Source organism: Pseudoalteromonas denitrificans DSM 6059 (assembly GCF_900112265.1).
Classification (GTDB): domain Bacteria; phylum Pseudomonadota; class Gammaproteobacteria; order Enterobacterales; family Alteromonadaceae; genus Pseudoalteromonas; species Pseudoalteromonas denitrificans.
On the sequence record NZ_FOLO01000025.1, the window covers coordinates 45826 to 63990 of the forward strand.

The 18165-nt window shown below is 33.3% G+C and carries 16 protein-coding genes; 15 read left to right on the plus strand and 1 reads right to left on the minus strand.

Annotated features, from left to right (window positions below):
- Window positions 1–43: 43 nt before the first annotated feature.
- Genes rlmKL through BM088_RS15170 form a run of 4 tightly spaced genes read left to right on the plus strand, consistent with a single transcriptional unit; the run spans window position 44 to window position 6061 of the window.
- A complete protein-coding gene (gene rlmKL, locus BM088_RS15155; protein ID WP_091985929.1) occupies window positions 44–2158 on the plus strand; it encodes a bifunctional 23S rRNA (guanine(2069)-N(7))-methyltransferase RlmK/23S rRNA (guanine(2445)-N(2))-methyltransferase RlmL in 2115 nt (704 codons plus the stop codon).
- Complete coding sequence (locus tag BM088_RS15160) at window positions 2151–2375, plus strand: glutaredoxin family protein (protein WP_091985931.1); 225 nt, start codon at window positions 2151–2153, stop codon at window positions 2373–2375. The genes rlmKL and BM088_RS15160 overlap by 8 nt, the downstream gene beginning before the upstream one ends.
- The gene (gene uup / locus BM088_RS15165) at window positions 2375–4300 is read left to right on the plus strand and encodes an ATP-binding cassette ATPase Uup (RefSeq protein WP_091985933.1); all 1926 of its coding nucleotides are present in this window, start codon (window positions 2375–2377) and stop codon (window positions 4298–4300) included. The genes BM088_RS15160 and uup overlap by 1 nt, the downstream gene beginning before the upstream one ends.
- A gap of 12 nt (window positions 4301–4312) precedes the next feature.
- Window positions 4313–6061 carry a DUF3466 family protein gene (locus tag BM088_RS15170; RefSeq protein ID WP_091985935.1) on the plus strand — a complete coding sequence of 583 codons (1749 nt, stop codon included), beginning with the start codon at window positions 4313–4315 and terminating at the stop codon, window positions 6059–6061.
- Between the two features lie 100 nt (window positions 6062–6161).
- On the opposite strand, the gene BM088_RS15175 is transcribed toward BM088_RS15170, so the two are convergent.
- On the minus strand, window positions 6162–6668 hold the full coding sequence (locus BM088_RS15175; protein WP_091985978.1) for a DUF2062 domain-containing protein: 507 nt from the start codon (window positions 6666–6668) through the stop codon (window positions 6162–6164).
- On the opposite strand from BM088_RS15175, the gene BM088_RS15180 reads away from it, so the two are divergent.
- The 11 genes from BM088_RS15180 to BM088_RS15230 all read left to right on the plus strand — a co-directional run bounded on the left by BM088_RS15180 (window position 6648) and on the right by BM088_RS15230 (window position 18126).
- Complete coding sequence (locus BM088_RS15180) at window positions 6648–8939, plus strand: DNA internalization-related competence protein ComEC/Rec2 (protein ID WP_091985937.1); 2292 nt, start codon at window positions 6648–6650, stop codon at window positions 8937–8939. The two genes, BM088_RS15175 and BM088_RS15180, sit on opposite strands and share 21 nt — an antisense overlap.
- A 96-nt stretch (window positions 8940–9035) precedes the next feature.
- Window positions 9036–10793: a lipid A export permease/ATP-binding protein MsbA gene (gene msbA, locus BM088_RS15185; protein ID WP_091985983.1), complete on the plus strand. Its 1758-nt coding sequence runs from the start codon at window positions 9036–9038 to the stop codon at window positions 10791–10793.
- Complete coding sequence (lpxK, locus tag BM088_RS15190; protein WP_091985939.1) at window positions 10790–11761, plus strand: tetraacyldisaccharide 4'-kinase; 972 nt, start codon at window positions 10790–10792, stop codon at window positions 11759–11761. The genes msbA and lpxK overlap by 4 nt, the downstream gene beginning before the upstream one ends.
- A gap of 14 nt (window positions 11762–11775) precedes the next feature.
- On the plus strand, window positions 11776–11973 hold the full coding sequence (locus BM088_RS15195) for a Trm112 family protein (RefSeq protein ID WP_091985941.1): 198 nt from the start codon (window positions 11776–11778) through the stop codon (window positions 11971–11973).
- The gene (gene kdsB, locus BM088_RS15200) at window positions 11961–12731 is read left to right on the plus strand and encodes a 3-deoxy-manno-octulosonate cytidylyltransferase (protein WP_091985943.1); all 771 of its coding nucleotides are present in this window, start codon (window positions 11961–11963) and stop codon (window positions 12729–12731) included. Before BM088_RS15195 ends, kdsB begins: the two co-directional genes overlap by 13 nt.
- Window positions 12724–13410 (plus strand): TIGR01621 family pseudouridine synthase, encoded by a 687-nt coding sequence (locus BM088_RS15205; RefSeq protein ID WP_091985944.1) that lies wholly within the window; start codon window positions 12724–12726, stop codon window positions 13408–13410. Before kdsB ends, BM088_RS15205 begins: the two co-directional genes overlap by 8 nt.
- Before the next feature lie 30 nt (window positions 13411–13440).
- Complete coding sequence (gene tcdA / locus BM088_RS15210; RefSeq protein WP_091985945.1) at window positions 13441–14250, plus strand: tRNA cyclic N6-threonylcarbamoyladenosine(37) synthase TcdA; 810 nt, start codon at window positions 13441–13443, stop codon at window positions 14248–14250.
- A 48-nt stretch (window positions 14251–14298) separates the two neighbouring features.
- Entirely contained in the window at window positions 14299–15240 is a 942-nt protein-coding gene (locus tag BM088_RS15215) for an endonuclease/exonuclease/phosphatase family protein (RefSeq protein WP_091985946.1), read from the plus strand.
- Window positions 15241–15269: 29 nt separating this feature from the next.
- Complete coding sequence (locus tag BM088_RS15220) at window positions 15270–16373, plus strand: DNA alkylation repair protein (RefSeq protein WP_091985948.1); 1104 nt, start codon at window positions 15270–15272, stop codon at window positions 16371–16373.
- Window positions 16374–16417: 44 nt separating this feature from the next.
- Entirely contained in the window at window positions 16418–17653 is a 1236-nt protein-coding gene (locus BM088_RS15225; protein ID WP_091985951.1) for a DEAD/DEAH box helicase, read from the plus strand.
- 98 nt (window positions 17654–17751) lie between these two features.
- Window positions 17752–18126 carry a hypothetical protein gene (locus BM088_RS15230; RefSeq protein WP_091985953.1) on the plus strand — a complete coding sequence of 125 codons (375 nt, stop codon included), beginning with the start codon at window positions 17752–17754 and terminating at the stop codon, window positions 18124–18126.
- Window positions 18127–18165: the final 39 nt, after the last annotated feature.

The following is an 18165-nucleotide window of genomic DNA, read 5'->3' on the forward strand; positions in this document are numbered from 1 at the left end:
TTATATTCAGATCTTTTATTCGCTCTTTTATTAAGGAATAACTTTGCAATTTATCGCGTTAACATCAATTGGTATTGAAACTCTTTTAGCTGAAGAATTACAGCAGCTAGGTGCTCAAGTAGGCAAACAAAGTGTTGGTTCTGTCGTATTCTCGGCTGAGCTACCGCTTGCACAAAAAATATGTCTATCAACACGTTTTGCTACCAGAGTTTTGATGAAGATTGCAGAAAAAGAAGACGTTAAAAATAAAACTGATTTATATAATTTAGCCCGTTATCAAACATGGGGTGAATGGTTAACGCCTGATACGACCTTTGCAGTTGACTTTAGTGGTACAAATACAGAGTTAAAAAATACACAGTTCTCTGGATTAGTGATAAAAGATGCCATTGTTGATTATTTTCAGGATTTATATGAAGCACGCCCAAATGTTGATAAACAAGATGCACAGGTCAGAGTTGCAGCGCGTTATCATCAAAATAAACTTGATTTATATATAGACTATTCAGGAACGGGGTTATCTCAACGCGGATATCGTACTGGCCAAGGTCGCGCGCCAATAAAAGAACATTTGGCGGCTGCGCTTATTTATCGAAGTGGTTGGCTAAAAGATGTATCGCAACCATTATTTGACCCATGTTGTGGTTCAGGAACTTTATTAATCGAAGCTGCTAGCATGGCAAATAATGAAGCGCCAGGATTGCGTCACAAGCAGTTTGCATTTGAACGTTTACCTAGCTTTGTTGAATCTGAATACCAAGAAATAAGACAGCAATTAATAGATCAAGAAGACCCTAAAAAATTATATTTAATTGGTCAAGATATCGATGGTTTTGTATTATCAAAAGCACAAAATAATGCCCGAGCAGCGGGTGTTGAACAATATATAAAATTTAGTAAAGGTGATGCTTCTAATTTAAAACCCGTTTCTAAACGCTCTGGTGTTGTGCTTTCTAATTTACCTTATGGTGAACGTATGGGGGGGACAGCTGAGCTTATTAATTTGTATCGAAACATGGGCATGTCATTTAAAAAGCATTATGCAAATTGGCATTTAGCATTACTCAGCTCAGATGAGGCCTTATCAAAGTTATTAAAAATAGTACGTCATAAGCGTTATAAGTTTAAAAATGGCCCAATAGATTGTGTATTAAACACTTATATTCTTGATGAAAAACAAGTTGTGACCTCTGAGCATACAACAGAGTTAAATTATGCTGACTCAACTGCTTTTGCTAATCGTTTAAAGAAAAATAAACAAGGCTTAAAAAATTGGTTAAAACAACATGCTATTGGCGCATATCGTTTATATGATGCTGATATTCCACAATATAATGTTGCAGTTGATATTTATAATGACCATGCTGTTATTTATGAATATGCAGCACCAAAAGACGTAAATGAAGAGGTATCAAATAAACGTCTTCAAGATATTGTTTATTTGACTTCAAAACAACTTGATATTCCTGCCGAAAAAATTGTTGTTAAAGTGCGTAAAAAACAAAAAGGAGACGCGCAATACCGTACAATTTCACAACAAGAACAGTCTATGGTTGTGTCTGAATATGGTGCGAAATTTAAAGTAAACTTATTTGATTACTTAGATACAGGTTTGTTTCTAGATCATCGTCTAGCACGTCAATTTATTCAGCAAAACTCACAAGATAAACGCTTCTTAAATTTATTTGCCTATACTGGAACTGCATCTGTTCAAGCTGCTATCGGTGGGGCTAAATCAATTACAACAGTTGATATGTCTAAAACTTATATTAATTGGGGACGTGAAAACTTTGAACTCAATAATATTCAAAACCCAAGATACCGCTTTTTTCAAGCCGACTGTTTAGCTTGGTTAGACCAAGCACAAGGTGAGTACGATTTAATTTTCTTAGATCCACCTACATTTTCAAATTCAAAACGCATGACTGATGCGTTTGATGTACAAAGAGACCATATTAAATTATTCGATACTGTTAAAAAGATTTTAAGTGAAGATGGTGTATTATTTTTCTCTAATAATAAACGCGGTTTCAAAATGGATGAAGCGGCTTTGTTGGAACTTGGTTTACAAGCTACAAATATTTCTGACAAAACGATTTCTCCTGATTTCAAACGTAATAAAAACATTCATAACAGCTGGTTGATCACACGTGTCTAAAGTTACTTTGTATCATACTCAAGGCTGTCATTTATGTGATCAAGCGCTTGAATTATTAAAAATGGTTTTTGATGAGTCAGATATCCAATTGCAAGACATTGTTGATGATGAAAAATTAATGTCCTTGTATCAAACATCAATTCCAGTAGTAGAACAAAATCACAATGGCAATAAATTATATTGGCCATTTAATGAACAAGAAATAAAAGGTTTGTAATGGATCTAATAAGAATCACAGGGGCCAGACTTGCATTTGGTACTCACTGCTTACTTGATAATGCAGAAGCTATAATTGAAACGGGCGAACGTGTTTGTATTGTTGGCCGAAACGGTGCAGGTAAATCAACTTTATTAAAAATATTAGATGGTGAAATATTATTAGATGACGGTAATATTAATCGTGTTAATGACTTAAAAGTATCTAGATTAGAGCAAGATCCACCTAAAGGTGCACAAGGGACCGTTTTTGATTTTGTTGCGCAAGGTTTGCCTGGTATGGCTCAACTATTAATAGATTACCATCATGTAAGCACTCAATTGCAAACTGAATGTACTGATCAGCTTTTAAAACAGTTAGAACGTTTATCTGATCAATTAGAAGCCAGAGATGGTTGGCGATTTGATTCACAAATTAATTTGGTTTTGAGTCAATTAAAAATAAACCCAGAAGCAAAGCTTGAGTCTCTTTCTGGTGGTTGGCTAAGAAAAGTAGCACTTGCAAAAGCTTTAGTGTGTGACCCTGATTTATTATTGCTCGATGAACCTACTAACCATTTAGATATGGCAAGTGTGCTTTGGCTTGAGAAATTTTTAAAAGACTTTAAAGGGGCTATTGTATTTATATCCCATGACCGTGCCTTTATTCGTTCTTTAGCAACACGTATTTTAGACCTTGACCGCAGTAAACTTGTTTCTTACCCAGGGGATTATGCGCTATATCTAGAGCAAAAAGAGCATGATTTAAAAGTTGAAGAAACACAAAATGCATTGTTTGATAAAAAGTTAGCTGAAGAAGAAACTTGGATAAGACAAGGTGTTAAAGCGCGTCGTACAAGAAATGAAGGTCGAGTACGTTCACTACAAGCACTTAGAAATGAGCGCAAACAGCGAATTGAAAAACTAGGAAAAGCTGATTTTAATGTTGAAATTGCACAAAGGTCTGGCAAACTTGTTTTTGAGTCTGAAAGTTTAACGCATTCATTCAAAGATTTAAAAATTGTTGACGATTTTTCAACACTTGTGATCCGTGGTGATAAAATAGGCCTTGTTGGTCCAAATGGTATTGGAAAAACAACTTTACTTAAATTGCTTTTTGGTCATTTAGAAGCAAATAGCGGTACTGTAAAACAAGGTACTAATTTAGATGTTGCCTATTTTGATCAATATCGTGCAATTTTAGATGAAGAGGCAACTGTACAGGATAATGTTGCAGAAGGTAAACAAGAAGTATTGGTTGGCGGACGTCACCGTCATGTACTTGGTTATTTACAAGATTTCTTATTTCCACCTGCACGTGCTAGAACCCCAGTAAAAGCCTTATCTGGTGGTGAAAAAAACCGTTTACTGCTAGCTAAATTATTTTTAAAACCTTCAAATGTACTAGTACTTGATGAACCTACAAATGATTTAGATGTTGAAACACTTGAATTATTAGAAGAAATCGTAGATAAATATGATGGTACCGTTTTAGTCGTAAGTCATGACCGTGAATTTATTGATAATACCTGTGGTAGTATTTGGGGATTTGAAGGCGATGGTAAAATAACCGAAGTTGTTGGCGGTTATACTGATTATCAGGAATATAAACAGTATAAAGCAGATCAAGATAAAGAGTTACAGCATAAAGCAGAATCTCAAAAACAAATTAAAACAAAGCCGTTACAAAGTAATACAAAGTCAACTTTAGATGTTAAACCTAAAAAGTTATCATATAAATTACAATTAGAGCTTGAACAGTTACCTGCACTATTAGAAACACTAGAAAATAAAGTCGATGAATTACAAGCACAAGTTAGCTCTGCTGATTTTTATAAACAAGAAAATGATGTCACAAAAGTTAAATTGAACGAATTAGCCCAAGCCGAGTCCAAACTCGAAGTTGCGTTTGAGCGCTGGGAAGAACTAGAAGAATTAAAAGGTTAGTAGTAGGTCAAAATGAAATATAAATTAATCGCAATTGCGATAACAACAATTTTAAGTCCACAAATAAATGCTGCCACTTACAAAGTCGTTGAATTAGGTAATGCAGATACAGCAAAACACAGTTATGTTACTGATTTTAACGACTCTGGAACTGCAATTGGTGTAATACGTGGCAACTATAATTTGCCAATAGATGTCAGTGCTATTGATTTTGAAGATAACACGCTTGAAAATGCTTGGGATAATCAAAAAACATATGAAGAGTCAATAGACAAAACGATTACTTTTACTTTGGCTGATATTCAAGCTGGCACTATTAATGCTGATGCGCTTAGTTTTATGAAAACTTTTTTAGCCGGCAAGTCTGGTGATGCAAATTGGCAAAAAATGAGTGATCCAATCGCGGTATCTTTTTCACCTTTACCTGAAGAACAATTGTTTTTTGATCAGGATTTATCCAATCAAGATGTACCATATGACTATACTGGATTAAGTCGTTCGGTAAATAACAATTTCACGGCCATTTCTGAAAACGGTGTCAAAGTTGGCTGGGGGAGTGCCCCTTATACTAAAGAAATGTTTACACCTGGTGGTGAAACAGAAGCTGAGTTATTTTACTCTCGTGAATTTGAAAATCGTGCAAGGGTTATAAAGCCTGATGGGACTTTTTTTGATATTGTACCTGAGTATAATCAATACGGTGGTATTAGTATCGTTACTGATATATCACAACAAGCTGATGGCGGATATGTTTTAGTGGGAGAAGTATCAACGGGTATTCCTGTTGATCGTCAAGAAAACTTAGATGATAACTGTTTAGGCGAAGATGACGATGAAGAGCCTACTTCAGTATGTGTTTGGAAATATAAAATTCAGCCAACTCAATTATTTGACCGTCGCGCTGTAAAATGGTCTTTAGATGCTGATTTTAATATTACCAATACTGAAATTTTAGGATTAGCACTGACGATTCAAGATGACGAAGAGTTTGCATTTAAAAGTACCGCTTTAACTGTAAATAGCGAAGGAGTATCGGCAGGCTATTCACATGCTCGCTGGAAAGATACAGATACAATAGTAACTATGCCAGCCTATTATAAAGATGGTGAAGTAAAAACATTTATAAATCAGGAAGATGATTGGCGCGGTGGTCAGGTTGCTGATATAAATGATAATAATATCCTTACTGGTTACTCAACTAAACCAATTAGTGGTACAACTCGAGCTAAGTTTTTCTATCATGATATTAATACAGGACAAACGACTTTCCCAATAGATTACTTTGAAAGTTCAGCTTCTTTGGCACGTGATATAAATAATAACGGCATCATAGTTGGAGAAGGGGAAATTGAAACGAATACTTCATCTAATCGTAGAAAAGAAGCATTTATGTATGATATAAACGCAGAAAAATTTACAAATATAAATGATTTATTACCGTGTTACGACACTGATGGTGAAACACGTTTTCCTTATGTTATTGCTGAAGCAACAGGCATCAATGAGCAAAATGAAATTATTGGTTCTGCCACTAAAACTGTTGTTAAAAAAGATTCAAAAGGTGATACGGTTACAGATACTAGTGGTGAAATTGAATACGAGAGTATAGTCGTTGCTGTTAAACTTGTACCAATTAGTGGCGAAGTTGAAAGTTGTCCAACTCAGGCTGCTGAAACATATAAAAGAAAAGCTGGGAACTTTGGTTTTCTAAGCTTACTTTTATTACCACTTGTTGCTTTGCGTCGTAAGTTTCTAAAATGATCTAGTTGTACGCTGCTCGTACTCTAATAAAAAAGCCATTACTTCTAAGTAATGGCTTTTTTATTATAAAGCTGTACGCATTATTAAAATGAGCTAACCTTTATTTATGTCGATTCTTCCATGCTTTAACAACAGAAAGTCGCCATAGAATATCAATACCAAAATATCCAATGATTGCAGCAACTGTTGCACAAACAAGACTTCCTAACATAAATGCAGGACCAATGGTTGAAAGACTGTTAATCAACCATTGTATTGTTGGTTCAAATGAAAATGCTTGCCCGTGTTGACCAAGAATAGTTGCGCCAACTAAATATGAACCATAAAAAATAGGTGGCATAGTAAGAGGATTCGTGATCCATACTAATGCAACAGAAAGCGGCAAGTTAACTCGTAATGGAATTGCAAATGCTGCTGCAAGTATCATTTGAAAAGGGACAGGGATGAAAGCAAAAAATAACCCAATTGCAAATGCTCCACGAGCTGAACGACGGTTTAAATGCCATAGATTTGCATCATGTAATAATGAACCAAATATCTTTAGCGATTTATTATTTTTTATTTTTTCGTGATCAGGTAAAAATCGTTGAATAATTTTTTTTGCCATGGCGCTAAAATATTTCCTTTTAGTCAAATCAGTTTGGGATTTGTCTTTGGTTGCATATTGTCGCTTTTTCTATTCAATACACCAGTCTTTTTTGTTATTTTTTCTAGTATTTTATTAATAAGTTTGTTTTTTAAACATGTTCGCATCTTTACTTGCAGCTTTGTATTTGCAATTGTCTACCTTGTCGTCTATTACCACCTTTTTTATAGTTGGGAACTTCCACAATATCAACGTGGCATCAGTTATCAAATTAAAGGAGAGGTTATAAAAGTTTGGAAACAAAACTCATCAAATAATGATTCTAACTCCCCTATATATTTTAAATTTAGACTTGATGAACTTAATAATAAAAAAGTAAGTCAAAGTGCTTACATTAATCTAAGTTGGTATCACAGTACTTTTAAAATTAACAAGGGAGATAAACTAAGGGCTAACGCAAAATTAAAACCCTATCGAAGTTTACAAAATATTGGCAATAGGAATTCAGAATTATGGTCATTTTATGCAAAGGTTAAAGCAAAAGGGTATATAGATAATAAATATCCAATTGCGCTTTATAAAACAAAGAACCAGTCATTATATGATAAAACCTACTTATATATCTCTACAATTTTTTATGAAACTGAACACTCTTGGTTTTATAAGACATTGTTGTTAGGAGATAAGTCAGATATACCAGATAATATAAGAGCTCAATTTAAATTTGCTGGGATCAGCCACCTACTTGCTATATCCGGATTACATATAGGGATGATTTTTGGCATTGGATTTTACCTCTTAAAATTGTCAATTTATTTACTTCCTATTCACATTAAACAAGAAATTAACTTAAATATTTACTCTTCTATATTTGGCTTACTAATAGCTGCGATATACACAGGAATAAGTGGTTGCGCCATTTCTGCCATTAGAGCGCTTATCATGTTATGTACATTTATTTTTTTGTATATTAAAGGCAAACAATATCTGAGTATCACAGCATTACAATATGCATTACTAATATCATTAATTCTTAATCCCTTTCAATTATTAAATCCTGGCATTTATTTCTCTTATACGGCAGTAATTATAATTATTTATGCTTATAAAAAAATAAACTTACCAATCAGTAACTTTGTTTTTAAGTTTCTTTGGTTGGTATTAATGCAATGCATTTTAACGCTTGGGCTTTTACCTCTTGTTTGGTTTTTTTTTGATGGCATCAGTTTTATTGGCATAGTGATAAATTTAATTGCAATACCTTTAATGGCAATTTACATATTACCCACAATCTTGCTTATTTTATTTGTTTCCTTATTTTTAGACCCTACTATATTGTTAGTATTTTTTGATCAAAGTTTAAGTTATATCTTTAACTTCATATCTCAACTTAACGTATCATTTTTTTGGATATTATTGGGTAACTTATCTTGGCAATCTCTTATTTTAATTTATTTAAGCTTATTATTTTTAATCACTCAATTAAGGGGTTTTGTTTACTTACCGATCATTATTATATTTTTGAATAAATTAACAGATATTGAGCCTGTATGGATGATTGATATTTTAGATGTGGGCCATGGCTTAAGTATTTTGATTTCCCAAAACAGACAAAGTTACATTTATGACTTAGGGGCAAAGTATTTATCAGGAACGAGTATTGCCAATAAGCATATTAAGCCCTTTATTGAAGGAGAAAACTTAAGAATTATACATACAATGATAAGCCATAAAGATGCTGACCACGCTGGCGGGTTAGAGGACTGGATCAAACTAGGCTATAAAAATACATTACTAATTGACCTAGATGATAAACTTCAGGTTAAAAAGTGCACTTTGGGGGAAATGCAATTTGGCTCTTTAAGTGTTAACAATATTTGGCCATACAATGATAGTGGTGTATCAAATAACAATTCATGCGTGGTTAAAATTTCGGATGATCATTTTTCTGTATTAATACCAGGAGATATTCATAAAGATGTTGAACATAAGTTAATTAAATTAGGAATAAATCTTAAATCAACGATTTTGATAAGTCCGCATCATGGCAGTAAAACATCATCAAGTTCTGAATTTATAGAGGCCGTCTCACCTGATTGGGTTATTCATTCGAGCGCATTTTATGGTCGCTGGTTAATGCCTCATCCAGAAGTTATAAGCAGATATGAACATAAGAAAGTACAACAATTAACCACCGGAATATCAGGTCACATTCGAATAAAAGTATTTAAAGATCAATATACAATCGAAACCGCAAGAAAAAGACACAGTTATTGGTTTTTAGTTAAATAAAAGGAATATTAAGTAATTCAATTTGGGTTTTTGCAATTGCAAGGATACAATAACAAACTTGAATTGTTTATCAGTTTATTTAACAGAGAGTATTTAATGGGTTCAACCTCATCTTCGCATTTTAAACGTTTATTAGCTTACATTAAAAAATTCAAAACAGTCGCGATCTTTTCTGTTGTAGGCATGTTAGGTTATTCAGCTATGGATGCCTTATTTATTCAATTAATGCAGCCATTTATTGATTTAGGATTGAGCGGTGATAACGATACAATAAAATCAGAAACTTTATTATATGCGCCTATAATTGTTATGGTACTCGTTTTTTTTAGAGGCTTTTTTAATTTCATTTCAAGCTATTGTTTAAGTTATGTCGGTTCTCAAGTCGTAAAAACATTACGACAAGAACTATTTGAACATATGCTTCATTTACCTGTTACTTTTCATGATAAACATTCATCAGGCAGTTTGATTTCTAAAATCACTTTTGATACTGAACAGGTACAGCAAGCGATTACAAAAGGTATGCTAATTTTGGTACGCGAAGGTGCATTTGTACTCTTTTTACTTACAGGTATGTTTTATATTAGTTGGCAATTATCTTTGATATTTTTGTTTATTATGCCATTAGTTGCGCTTATTGTAAGTATCGTTTCAAAACGTTTTAGAAAAATATCTACTAATATTCAAACAGCTATGGGTGATGTAACACGTTGTTCTGAGCAAATGTTAAAAGGCCACAAGGTCATACATAATTTTGCGGGGCAAAAAATAGAAATTGAAAGTTTTGCACAAGTGAATAATAAAAACAGGCAACAAAGAGTCAAAATGGATGCGACTAAAGCTTTGAGTGTTTCCATCATTCAACTTTTAGCTGCAAGTTCTATGGCCATTATTTTATACTTAATGGCACAGCCGTCTATGATCAATTCTATTACTGCAGGCTCCTTTACAGCATTATTAACCTCTATGATGATGATGTTAAGACCTTTGAAACAATTGGCTAATGTTAATAGTGACTTTCAACGCGGTTTGTCTGCAGCTCAAAGTATCTTTGAAATTTTAGACCTTGCAATTGAAAAAGATACAGGTACAAAAAAAATAGACAAAGCAAAAGGTCTCATTGAAATAAAAAACTTAACTTTCAATTACCCTACAAAAGAGGCTCCGGTATTAAATCAACTTAATTTAACCATACAGCCAGGGGAAAACATTGCTTTAGTAGGGCGCTCAGGTTCAGGTAAATCGACAATTTCGAATTTATTACCGCGTTTTTACGATGTTGATTTATCTAATAGTATATTACTCGATAGCATGCCTTTAACTGATTATAAACTCAAAGATTTAAGAGCGCAGTTTTCAGTTGTTTCTCAACAAGTGGTTTTATTTAACGATACCATTAAAAATAATATTTGTTATGGGCTTCAAGGCGATATGCCAGAACAAACACTTATTGAAATATGTAAAAAAGCCCATGTTTGGGAGTTTGTAAAAGATTTACCTCAAGGCCTAGATACAATGGCGGGTGAAGATGGTGTTACACTTTCAGGAGGGCAAAGACAGCGAATTGCAATTGCCCGCGCTTTGGTAAAAGATGCACCTATATTAATTTTAGATGAAGCGACCTCTGCATTAGATACTGAGTCTGAGAAACTAATACAACAAGCCTTAACTGAGTTAATGCAAGATAAAACATCCATTGTAATTGCCCACCGATTGTCAACAATTGAAAGTTCAGATCAAATTTATGTAATAGATGCTGGTAAAGTGATTGAAAATGGTACTCATAGTGAATTATTAAGCCAAGATGGTGCATATGCGGCATTGAGTAAGATTCAGTCTGGTGATAAAAAATGAGCCGAATTGAAACAAGCTGGTATCAAAAATATTGGTATTTCAATATATTAACTTGGCTCTTATTACCTTTCTCTGCCTTATTTTGGTTATTATCAAGTTTTCGCAAGTTATTATTCAAATTAGGTATTAAAAAATCATATAAAGCAGAGGTGCCTATTATAGTCGTTGGCAATATTAGTGTTGGCGGTAATGGTAAAACACCTATGGTGATTTGGCTGTGTGAGCATTTTAGCAATTTAGAAAAAAAAATTGTTGTGATCAGCCGGGGTTATGGTGGTAAAAGTAATATATACCCATTAGATGTTAACTCATATTCCAGCCCATACAAGTGTGGTGATGAACCGGTATTAATCGCAAAAAGAACGGGGTTTCCTGTAATTGTTGGTCCAAGTAGAGTTGATAATATTAAACTCGCTGTCCAAAAATATAACCCAGATATCATTATTTCTGATGATGGTATGCAACATTATAAAATGGCGCGAGATATTGAACTTTGCATTGTGGATAGCAAACGTCAATTTGGAAATGGTTTGCTAATGCCAGCTGGCCCATTAAGAGAATCGCAAAGGCGTTTGGAATCAATTGATTTGGTAATAGAAAATGGGGGGGATGCAAAATACCATTATTTATTAGAGTCGGTTGGACTATTTCATGTACACAACGATAAACCGGCTAAAATAAATAAGTTAACTGGTATTGCTGTTTCTGCCATTGGTAACCCAGCGCGATTTGAAAATTCACTTGAACAAGAAAAAATTATAATCACGGATAAAAAACATTTCAGAGATCATCATAAATTTACACTTGCTGATTTTGATCAAAATGAAGATATTAATGTTTTTATGACAGAAAAAGATGCGGTAAAATGTAAATCATTCGCAAAGAGTAATTGGTATTATCTAAAAGTTAATGCCAACCTGAATAAGCATACCCAAGAAACTTTAACAACATTGCTTAATAAATTATAAATAAAGAGATAAATATGGCTTTTGATAAAAAATTATTAGAGATATTAGCTTGCCCAGTAACCAAAGGGAAATTGATTTATGATAAAGAAAATAGTGAGCTAATAAGTACACAAGCAAAATTAGCATACCCAATAAATGATGATATTCCGGTTTTATTAGAAACTCAAGCGCGTGAATTAAATCATGAAGAGATTGAAAAATGGCATTCGTAGTTGTTATTCCTGCACGATTTGCATCTAGCAGATTACCGGGGAAACCTTTAGCTGATATTTGCGGTAAACCTATGATCCAGCATGTTTATGAAAAAGCGTGTCAATCTGGAGCCAGCAAAGTTGTCATAGCAACTGATCACCAAGCTGTATTTGATGCAGCAACAAGTTTTGGTGCATGTACTGTCATGACAAAAGAGTCTCATGAATCGGGAACTGAACGTCTAGCTGAAGTTGTTGATTTATTGGCATTAACTCCTGAAACTATCGTGGTCAATGTGCAAGGAGATGAGCCATTATTAGCCCATGAAAATGTAGATCAGGTTGCGGCATTATTATTGAATTCAGATGCACCTATGGCAACTTTAAGTGTTAAAATTGATAGCGTAGACGAAGCTTTTAATCCTAACGCTGTAAAAGTTGTGAGTGATAATCACAATAATGCGCTTTATTTCTCTCGCGCAACAATTCCTTACGATAGAGAGCGTTTTTTAGTCAACGATATTACTGAGGTTAAAAATAGTGAAATCGGTGATTTTTATCAAAGACATGTCGGTATTTATGCATATCGTGCAGGGTTTATTCAAGAATATATTGAACTTGAACCTTCTCCACTTGAAAAGATTGAAGCGTTAGAGCAATTACGCGTTTTATTTCATGGTAAACAAATCAAAGTGCAAGTTGCAAAAATAACACCTGAAGCAGGTGTTGATACACCTGAAGATTTAGCCCGTGTCGTGGCATTTGTTAATAATGGCTGAAACACTCAAAATTGCTTTTGAACATACTGATTTTATTATTTTTGAAAAACCTGCAGGTTTAAGTTTTCACAGTGAAGATGGACCAGGTTTTGTTGTTCAGGCTCAAACACAAATGCAACAAATGCTTTATTCTGTTCATCGTCTTGATAAAGTAACTTCGGGTTTAATTATTTTAGCCAAGAGTAAAGAGGCCGCAGCCAAGTTTACGGAACTTTTTACTCAAAATAGTGAAAATGAAAAACATATCGAAAAATTTTACCTTGCGTTGAGTCGACATAAACCTAAAAAAAAGCAAGGTTGGATCAAAGGCGATATGGTAAAAGCACGTCGTGGTGCCTATAAACTATTAACTTCAAAAGTTAACCCTGCGGTCACACGGTTTTATTCTCATTCTGTTAAACCTGGCTTAAGAGCATTTTTGTTAAAACCTTATACAGGTAAAACACATCAATTAAGGGTTGCATTAAAAAGTTTAGGTGCACCTATTTTAGGTGACGTACTATATGCTGATAGTGATAGTAGTGACAGAGTCTATCTTCACGCGTTTGCCTTAAAGTTTAACTGGCAAGGTGACAATATAGAAGTCGTTAACTGGCCTAAAAATGGTATGCAGTATATGAGCGAAGAATTTAAATTATTATACTCACAATGGAAAGCACCTTGGCAGTATGATTGGTAAGTCAACATTATTTATAAAGAATATTAATACATGAATGAAAATAATAAGTTACGTTTTGGTGGGATCCAAAGATTGTACGGTGAACAGCAAACTGACTGGTTAGCTCAAGGGCATTTTTGTGTCATTGGCATAGGCGGCGTTGGAAGCTGGGTCGCTGAGGCACTTGCTCGAACAGGTTTAGGAAATATTACCCTGATTGATTTAGATGATTTGTGTGTGACAAATATTAATCGGCAAATTCATGCATTAACAAATACAGTTGGTGAATCTAAAACACACGCAATGGCCTCAAGACTAAAGTTAATTAACCCTGAAATTAAAGTGACTGAAATTGATGATTTTTTAACAACAGATAATATTTTTGAATATATTCAAAAATTTGATTATGTCATTGATTGTATCGATCAAGTTAAAGTGAAAGCCGCGCTGATTTATCATTGTAAACGTAATAAATTACCTATTATTACTTTAGGTGGTGCTGGCGGGCAAACGGACCCCAGTGAAATAAAATACGGTGATGTCGCAAAAACGACAAATGATCCTTTATTATCAAAAGTACGTTATTTATTAAGAAAACAATATAATTTCACATCTAACCCAAAACGAAAGTTTGGCATTGATTGTGTATTTTCTACGGAGCAGCTTGTTTACCCGAGTTCAGATGGCTCTATTTGTAACTCAAAACAAAATGCTGATGGTTCATTAACCATGGATTGTGCTAATGGCTTTGGTTCTGCCACTATGGTGACAGGCAGCTTTGCATTTTTTGCAACTTCAAAAGCAATTCGTAAATATTTAGACAAAAAACAAAGAAATATAGATTTAGAATTACAAAATTAAATAGAGAAACTATAATCTAATAGACTATTTTAGATTTTAGGGTTGTATTTGATAAAATTTATATTCATAGTTTTTTATATTTTACTGTTATTAACTCAGGGGCTTTCATTTTTTGAACTACCTTGGTGGTTAGATAACTTATCTAATATAATGTATATATGGATGGCGTTGCTAATAATAAGCACGCCATTTTTGTTTTTAATATTAAATAAACATGCTGGTTTAAGCACATTACCTGCTGTTATTTTAATTTTAATACAAAGCTACCAATTAATGAGTAAGCCTCACTCCCCCGAAAATGAAACTGGGTTTTATCAAGTTATTCAAGCTAACTTGTCATATTATAATGAGAATTTACCTCAAGTATTTTCTGAATTTAATGATATTGACCCTGATTTTGTGTTCTTATTCGAATTCAATGATAAAAAACGTGATGAATTTGCGTTGTATGCTAATGGCAAACATATGTATGGTTATGAAGAAATTCAAGGTTTTCCTGCCGGTATTGCAGTAGTAAGTAAACTGCCTATTGTATTTTCACACTTGCATGAATTTAATGGTAAATCAGCAAAAATATTAGAATTGAAGTTATTTGATAAAAATTTGAACCACGTAATTCAAATATATTTATTACATCCTCCTTCTCCTCGAAATGAAAATAATTGGCGTATCAGAAATCAATTATTTGTAGAATTACAAAGTTTAATTAAAAACTCAGCACACAAGTCCATTTTAATTGCAGGTGATATGAATGTTTCCCCATGGTCATATTATTATCCTAAATTTTCAGGTTTTTCACCTTGTTATCAAGGCCAGTTTAAATTTAAATCTTGGCAATATAAAAATACATTACCAATGTCTTTGATCACAAGTTTAATTGATCATTGCTTTTATAACAGTGGGTTAAATTTGAAGAAATATGATCATATAAATATAGATGGTAGCGATCATCAAGCCCTTGTGTATCAATTACAGCTGATGCTAAAGTAAGTTATAAATTTTTATAAAGTACAATATTAGTGAAAAATAACTTATCAAAACCAGCCATTATCCGGATCGCTAATGTATTCTCAACAATACTAAATGACTTTAACAAAGAAGAATTTATATTTCAGACTCTGTCTGGAATAGATGAACTTGAATTAAAGCAAAGAGTTTCACATATAATACACATCTTAAACACTCATTTACCAAATGATTTTTATATGACTTCTCAAATTTTATTGCAGGTAAAAGAAAATTGGGACTGGGGTGAGCCGGATGACAGTTATAATAGTTTTGCTGCCTGGCCTATTATTGATTACGTTAGTATTTATGGTATTGAGTATCCAGAAATATCTTTAGAAGTTTTAAAAAACCTTACGTGCTTATTTTCGGCTGAATTTGCAATAAGGCCCTTTATTGTAAAATATCCGGAATATTGCTTATCGCAATTTAAACTTTGGATTAATGATGAAGATGAGCATGTTCGTCGTCTAGTATCTGAAGGTACTAGACCAAGACTACCTTGGGGACTGCAATTAAAACAGTTTATTAAAGATCCAACGCCAAATTTACCCCTGCTAGATCATTTAAAAATGGACAAAAGTTTATATGTTCGTCGCTCTGTGGCAAATCATTTAAATGATATTGCAAAAGATAATGCTGATGTTGTCATTAACACCTGTAAAACTTGGTGTAAATCAGTAAGTAAAAACAAAGAGTTACAATGGTTGGTTAAACATGCAACGCGAACCTTAATAAAAGCTGGTCATAAAGATGCATTTAGCTTATTAGGTTATACACAAGATCCTAAAATTAAAGTTAGTAATATTAACTTGTCACATAATAAAGTAGAAATGGGCAAAGAGGTTTCTTTTGAATTTGAGTTAAATTCAGACTCAGACAAACAGCAAAACTTGGTCATTGATTATGCACTTCATTTTATAAAAGCCAATGGACAACAAAGTGCGAAGGTTTTTAAGTTAAAAACTTTGTTTTTAGCGAGAAATGAAACATGTTTGTTATCTAAAAAGCATTCATTTAAAGCGATATCTACTCGTAAATATTATATTGGTGAACATAAAATAGAAATATTTATTAATGGCGTTTCTGTTAAAACAAAATCCTTTGATCTGGTTTAACATCTGTTAAACTGCGCAGCTAATATGTATTGGTGGAGTAAAAAATGGGTTTTTCAAGTTTAGATATTAACGATGATTTATTAAAAGCAGTTGCAGAACAAGGCTATGATAAACCTACACCAATTCAAGAAAAAGCAATTCCAGCTATTTTAAATGGCCAAGATGTAATGGCTGGTGCTCAAACTGGTACTGGTAAGACCGCTGCTTTTGCTTTACCTCTGTTACACAAGCTCAGTTTAAAAAAATCAGAAAAACACGTTATTAAAACTTTGGTTTTAACACCCACGCGAGAGTTAGCCCAACAAGTTTTTAAAAGTTTTGAGACTTATGCCCAGTTCACTCCTTTAAAATCAGCCATCGCTTATGGCGGTGTCAGCATAAAAATGCAAGTCAAAGCAATAAAGGAGGGGGTTGATATTTTAGTTGCAACACCAGGGCGATTATTTGATCATATAGTCAATGGCACAGTAGATTTAAGTCAGGTTGAATATTTAGTGTTTGATGAAGCAGACCGCATGTTAGATATGGGGTTTATTGATGAAATAAACCGTATACTGCAACGTTTACCACCTAAACGTCAAACATTATTGTTTTCTGCGACATTTGATGAAGCCATTTTTAAGCTCAGCAAAACGCTGTTAAATCAACCAAAACTGATTGAAGTAAACGAACGAAATACAACGACAACTCAGGTTGAGCAAATAGTATATAACGTAGATGCCGACAGAAAACGAGAGCTTATCTCTCATTTAATAGGTTCGAAAAACTGGCAACAAGTATTAATTTTTACACGAACCAAACAAGGAGCCGATGCGTTAGCAAAAGAAATGTGTAAAGATGGCTTAAAAACACAATCAATTCATGGAGATAAATCTCAAGGCGCACGTGAAAAAGCATTATTAGAGTTCAAGTCGGGTAAAACCCGTGTTTTAGTGGCTACAGATGTTGCTGCTCGAGGTTTAGATATAGATAAATTATCTTATGTGATCAACTTTGAATTACCTTATATTGCTGAAGACTATATTCATCGCATTGGTAGAACAGGCCGTGCTGGCAGCACCGGACTGGCAATATCTTTATTAAGTCCAGATGAAAATTGGTTATTAGAAGAAGTAGAAACAGTTATAAAAGCAAGATTACCACAGCAATGGTTACCGGGTTATGAGCCTGATTTAACCAAACCACCTGTAGAGAACTTTAAAAATACTAAGTCAGCACAAAAACGCCGTACTAAAAAGCGTGCCTTTGGTGAAAAAACAGGAAACAGAAGACGTAAATAATTAGATAGTTGTCTCATTTGAAATTTTTGTTGAATTCTTGAGTGAGACTCCCAATATATTCATTATATTTAAAGTTAATTTTAAAAGGGGATTAAGCAATGAAGTATCGTTTATTAACAATATTGTTTCTTTCTCTATTTTTATTAGAAGTTCGATTTTTACTTCCTCCAGAATATGCTTTAGCACCAACCGAATTTAATTATGAGTTTCATGAAACAAAACTTACTTCAAATTCAAATAATAAGTTATTAACTGATAAAAATGTTTTAATTTTTACTGCTGCCATTCACCAAGCACTATATTTATTTTTAAACATTTCGGTTCAAAAGTTTAAACTTTATTTTAAAAATAAATTAAATATTTTAGCTGAACATATGAATAAACTTTTTTTACAAATAAAAGTATTCAACCCATTTTACCTCTCTACAATTAAAATTTATTTTTTAAGTTTAAGCTTACCTAGTATTCATTAACACTTTCTCAATCATATTTTTAAAAATATAAATTATGTC

Coding starts and splice junctions, on each gene's coding strand:
- BM088_RS15205 (WP_091985944.1), top strand. CDS start 12,724: ATGGCTGAAACACTCAAAATTGCTTTTGAACATACTGATTTTATTATT.
- uup (WP_091985933.1), top strand. CDS start 2,375: ATGGATCTAATAAGAATCACAGGGGCCAGACTTGCATTTGGTACTCAC.
- BM088_RS15225 (WP_091985951.1), top strand. CDS start 16,418: ATGGGTTTTTCAAGTTTAGATATTAACGATGATTTATTAAAAGCAGTT.
- BM088_RS15195 (WP_091985941.1), top strand. CDS start 11,776: ATGGCTTTTGATAAAAAATTATTAGAGATATTAGCTTGCCCAGTAACC.
- BM088_RS15170 (WP_091985935.1), top strand. CDS start 4,313: ATGAAATATAAATTAATCGCAATTGCGATAACAACAATTTTAAGTCCA.
- tcdA (WP_091985945.1), top strand. CDS start 13,441: ATGAATGAAAATAATAAGTTACGTTTTGGTGGGATCCAAAGATTGTAC.
- lpxK (WP_091985939.1), top strand. CDS start 10,790: ATGAGCCGAATTGAAACAAGCTGGTATCAAAAATATTGGTATTTCAAT.
- BM088_RS15230 (WP_091985953.1), top strand. CDS start 17,752: ATGAAGTATCGTTTATTAACAATATTGTTTCTTTCTCTATTTTTATTA.
- BM088_RS15175 (WP_091985978.1), bottom strand. CDS start 6,668: ATGGCAAAAAAAATTATTCAACGATTTTTACCTGATCACGAAAAAATA.
- msbA (WP_091985983.1), top strand. CDS start 9,036: ATGGGTTCAACCTCATCTTCGCATTTTAAACGTTTATTAGCTTACATT.
- kdsB (WP_091985943.1), top strand. CDS start 11,961: ATGGCATTCGTAGTTGTTATTCCTGCACGATTTGCATCTAGCAGATTA.